The 4,564-nt window shown below is 54.1% G+C and carries 3 protein-coding genes; 1 reads left to right on the forward strand and 2 read right to left on the reverse strand.

Annotation, left to right across the window (positions count from 1 at the left end; translation table 11 throughout):
- Positions 1–318 precede the first annotated feature (318 nt).
- Complete coding sequence (locus FYJ85_RS22635; RefSeq protein WP_206213420.1) at positions 319–1,929, reverse strand: SGNH/GDSL hydrolase family protein; 1,611 nt, start codon at positions 1,927–1,929, stop codon at positions 319–321.
- A 484-nt stretch (positions 1,930–2,413) separates the two neighbouring features.
- Entirely contained in the window at positions 2,414–3,319 is a 906-nt protein-coding gene (locus tag FYJ85_RS22640; protein ID WP_154420955.1) for a helix-turn-helix domain-containing protein, read from the reverse strand.
- Between the two features lie 128 nt (positions 3,320–3,447).
- On the opposite strand from FYJ85_RS22640, the gene FYJ85_RS22645 reads away from it, so the two are divergent.
- Positions 3,448–4,314, forward strand: a complete 867-nt coding sequence (locus FYJ85_RS22645; protein ID WP_154420956.1) for a prepilin-type N-terminal cleavage/methylation domain-containing protein — start codon at positions 3,448–3,450, stop codon at positions 4,312–4,314.
- Positions 4,315–4,564 lie beyond the last annotated feature (250 nt).

Raw genomic sequence — 4,564 nt, forward strand, 5'->3', positions numbered from 1 at the left:
GCTTTTTAGGACAGCTGATTTACAACAAAGGGGGGCTACTTTTGAGAATTGGTGTGAAATAGATGAAAATGAGGGGGCGTAATCAGAAAATTACGCCATTTTGAAAATTGTTAGGACAGGTGTGATCAGAAATAAAACTTGTGATTACCAACGCAATGAAAGATTTTACTTGGAATATAACGGAGAAAAACAGCAAAAAGAACATAGAATTAACAAAATGTGCACAAAAAATGACGCAATCAGAATTTATGCGTCGCATAGCAGAGGATATTGCTCCTAAAGGAGAGTATCTTTATTCGATCAATTTATCCGAGTTATTTATTGAAAAACCACCTCATCGGAGAGAGTCTGCGCAAGGTCGTCCTCAAGGAGGAGTCCGAAGGAGAATCCCTGGCTGCCCGAGTGAATTTTGGCGACGATTTCATTATCCCCCGGTTTGAGTTCCGTCCGGACGCAGACCGGATGAGACGCTCCGCCGTGGGGACCGTCCAGGGTCACAGCCAGTTTGCCGTTGATCCAGAGTTTGACGAAGTAATCGGCCTTGACTCCGAGAAGGATTTTACCGCCTTTGCTCTTCAGCGTGGTCCTGGCGTAACAGACGCCGCGGTCGTGCCTGCCGGTCAATTTGCCGAAATCGATGGTTTCGCCTTCGGTCGGAGGAACCGCTTTCCACTCGGTCTCTTCCGTTGTTTCGGGGGCGAACCGCGTCTGAAAATCCGGGCTCGGCCACGCGAGGGTCTCGCCGCCGAAAGGCCCGGCCCACTGCCAGCCGGACGCAGGAACCGGAGTCCACTTGAAATTAGCCAGCAGTTCGTCGTTCACCGGTCCCTGCGGTGCCAGGCCGGCTGCTGCTGCGGTGTCGCCCGCCACCAGCAGGTAACCGAGCTTCACCGGCTGGTCGGAGAGGGGCCGGATGAGCAGTTTATGCAGCCGGGGCTCCAGCTCTTTGCCGAAAAGCTGGTAGCCGTAACCGTTGCGGATATCGCAGTTGACGTGGGCGAAAGTGCGGCCGTCCACGCTGGCCCGGAAGCTTCCGGCGGTCCGGTCGAGAATGTAGAAAAGCCCCAGCTCCGTTCCATGCGCATGGAGTTCGAGCGGAGCCGGCGGCCGGGAGCTGGCGAGCGTGCCGAGGAACACCCTGTCATACCAGGTGGAGAGCGTCGATTCCTCTTTCCAGCCCGGCGCGGAGAGCCCGGACAGCGGAATCATTTTCCCGTCGAGAATCAACGGTTTGGCGCTCAACGGTTTCGGCAGGGGGGCGGGAGTCGGGGCGGGGGCCGGGACGCCGTCCTGCGGCAGATACGGCGTGAGCGCTTCGGCGATCCAATCCCAGTAGAGGCGGTAGCCGGCCGCGTTGGGGTGGACGTCATCGCTCATCAGTTTTTCCCAGGGAGTTCCGGTGGTTTTCAGGTATTCATCCAGCCGGACCTGCAGATCGATGTTGACCAGATTGTAGTGGGCAGCCACCTTTTCATGGCGGTGGCGGATCGACCCCGTGCGCGCCGCGGTTTCGATGAAGACGATGGCGGGCGGCCGCGGCAGCCGTTTGAGCCTGACGACCATGCTCTCCAGATAACGGACGGCATCTTCGTCGGAGAGACCGCCGTCGTTAACGGCGTATTCGATCAGCACGAGATCGGGCTGCAGGGCGATAACGTCGCGCCCGATCCGGAAAATGCCCAGATGGCTGCCGGTTCCGCTGATTCCCGCGTTGAAGATACTGACCCGGGATTTCGGGAACGTTTCCTTCAGCCAGGGGTCGACCCAGGCCCTGCCGCCCTGGGTGATCGAGCCTCCGAGCGCGACCGCCGTGACGGGCTCTCCCGCGGCCGCCCTGGCGAAAAAGGCGCGCAGGTCGTCGCCGGTGTTTCCGGCAGCGGTCTGGAAAAAGGCGAAAACGGCAAGAAGGAACAGTAGAAAAAGACGCATATGATTGATTCCTTTACGGTGATTCTCCAACATTGTGAAACGGTTTCCTCTGAACGGTCAGATCAGCCCGGCAATGCTCCCGAAACGAGTTCGGCGTTTCTTCCGGAAATGGACAAGGTGCGGCCGGTTTCTTCCGGCGCTCATCGCCCGCTGCAACTGACTCCGCATCTTCGCCATCTCCGTTTGCTTCATCGATGAGGTAAATATACTGCAGATGGAGTAAAATGCAAATCAGGAACCTGCCGCGGCAGGTTCATCATTCAAACCATATCCGGGGGCGTCGATAATCTCTCCGCAACTGCCGCTCCGCGGCGGGATATGCTGTTCCGGCGGAGCATCATGCCGCCTTTCGCGCCGCCCCCGGCCATGCCGGGCAGAACGGTGAAAAGATGTGCGCCGCCCGAAACCCGTTCCGTCCGCGAGGAAGCGGCAGCCGGTGCGGCGAAACTCACGGCGCGGTCATTGCGTCGGAAATGAAAATATGCTATGCCAGGTTGTTTTCCCGATAGGCCTGAGGCGAAATTCCGTAAAAACGACGGAATTCAGCGGAAAAGGACTTCGGATTTTCATAGCCGACCATTCCCGCCGCCTCCTTGATCAGCAATCCCCGATTGAGCAATTCTGCGCCCCGCTTCAACCGGAACTGCTTCCAATAGCGGTAAGGAGTCGTGCCGAATGTTTCCCGGAAACGCCGATTCAGGACCGGCAGGCAAAGGCTGTATTTACGGGCGATTTCTCCCATATTTACTTTTTCATGGAGCCGGGATTCCAGTTCATCCCTGATCTGCGCGATCGACGACTGGGACGACCGGTCTGCTCCGGCCTGAGACAGCAATTGAATGACCTCCAAAGCACAACCGGCCAGCCGATGAGCAATCGGCTCCCGGAGACTTCGCAGTTTTCCGGCACGCTTGAGCAGGTCGAAAAAAGGGCGCCTGTCCGGAATCCTGCACCACAGCATCTGTTCGAGACGGTAAAGCTGCAGAATGCCGTCGAGGCCGCTGCCGTTGAGAATGATTTCGAATGCCGCGCATTTTTTGCCCGGCAGGTAGAGGAAGTCATTCCTGCAATGCGGTTTCAACAGCACGCAGTCGCCCGCCTCCGCCAGAAGCACATCCTCTTCGCAATGGAAGTACATCTCTCCCCGGCAGATAAACATCACGGAAAGCAGGTTGTTCTGCCTGGTCCTCCGCTGATAATATTTCCGGTGCATTTCCGCATACTGGATATGTTCGAGATAGAGAAGTTTCGGTTTATCCTCAAGATCTTCAAAATTATGAATGACGATTTTCTCAGGATAGCCGTTGCCGTATCCGGTGAAAGAATCCGTACTTTTCCAGCATCTGCCGGTTTCTGCATCGAACAGGGTTGAATCGCACAGAAATTTCATGATTGCGTACCTTTTTTTTCTTTTTTCTTCCCTGATAAGTTAATCGCCTATTCCGGGCTTTTCAACTTCCCGGTATAATATTTACCAGAGAAACACGTACGTTTCCAATAACCATCGGAGGAAAAGAAATGAAAAAAGCATACCAGATGCCTCACTTTCCCGGCCGTCGCCTGCTACTCGTCGCCGCTGCTTTTGCCGGATGCCGGGAATGGCTTGCCCGTACCTGTCCGGATCGTTACAGGCCGGCAAAGCATTTCACATTGAAGGGTATCGAGATGAGAAAGAGTGGATTTACGTTAATTGAGCTGTTAGTCGTTATCGCCATCATCGTCATTCTTGCGTCGATATTGTTGCCGGCGTTGAACAAAGCCCGGGATAGAGCAAAATCAATTTCCTGCCTCAACAACTTGAAACAGCTGGGGAACGGGGCGCTGATGTATGTATCTGATTATGGCACATTGTGCAGAAGTACCGACTCCAACCCGGTCCGTATTCCGATGTGGGATCCTACTTCAGCGCCAGTAGACCGCGATAATGCCCCTTGGATGGTAATGTTGGCTCCTTATGTTGGCGGGCAGTGGTTTTATATCCAATATGAATTGGCAAAAGTTTTTCACTGTCCCTCCACGGTTCCCGATTCTCAGGACATCTCTCCTACGAACGGGAAATGCTACGGAGCCAGTTCTCTCTGTTTTAATGAAAAATATGGTTCTGCTGTGATCAATCGGAATTTTAGTTCGCTTTCTTCCCGTGTAATGCTTATGGATATCAATAGGCCTTACTATTCTGGAACTGCCAGCGGTTGCCGTTTCTGCCTTGACCTTAACAGCCGCCAGGCATTCCGGCATAACGGCCGGCTCAACGCCGTGTTTTCCGACGGCCATGCGGGAACCGCTACTTACGACGAAGTTCCCAAGCAGCTTAGCCATGATGACAGCAAATCATTCTGGGGCGACAAAGACAAAGACAACACCAATTGCTGGGTGGCGCATTGATCTTGCATCATATTGCCAGAATTGTTCCGGTCAGGGAAATCGGGGGAGCGATCAGTGAGGCTCGTTGATGACGAGGACGTAACTGTGTTGAACTGGACTAAATTAGAGAATTAAGATAAATGGGTCAGACGTGTCCTAACAATTAGCCAAAAAGGCGGAGCCAAACTTTGTCCGTAACAGTATATTACGGTTGCCTAACCCCAAAGGAGGGCTCCGTAATGAAAAATACCTCGATAAGTCTGTTTCGTCA

Origin of the sequence: Victivallis lenta, from assembly GCF_009695545.1 — a bacterium.
Lineage (GTDB): Bacteria > Verrucomicrobiota > Lentisphaeria > Victivallales > Victivallaceae > Victivallis > Victivallis lenta.

Bases quoted from the DNA above. Each gene is read 5' to 3' on its own strand.
- FYJ85_RS22640 (WP_154420955.1), bottom strand. From the start codon at position 3,319: ATGAAATTTCTGTGCGATTCAACCCTGTTCGATGCAGAAACCGGCAGA.
- FYJ85_RS22635 (WP_206213420.1), bottom strand. From the start codon at position 1,929: ATGCGTCTTTTTCTACTGTTCCTTCTTGCCGTTTTCGCCTTTTTCCAG.
- FYJ85_RS22645 (WP_154420956.1), top strand. From the start codon at position 3,448: ATGAAAAAAGCATACCAGATGCCTCACTTTCCCGGCCGTCGCCTGCTA.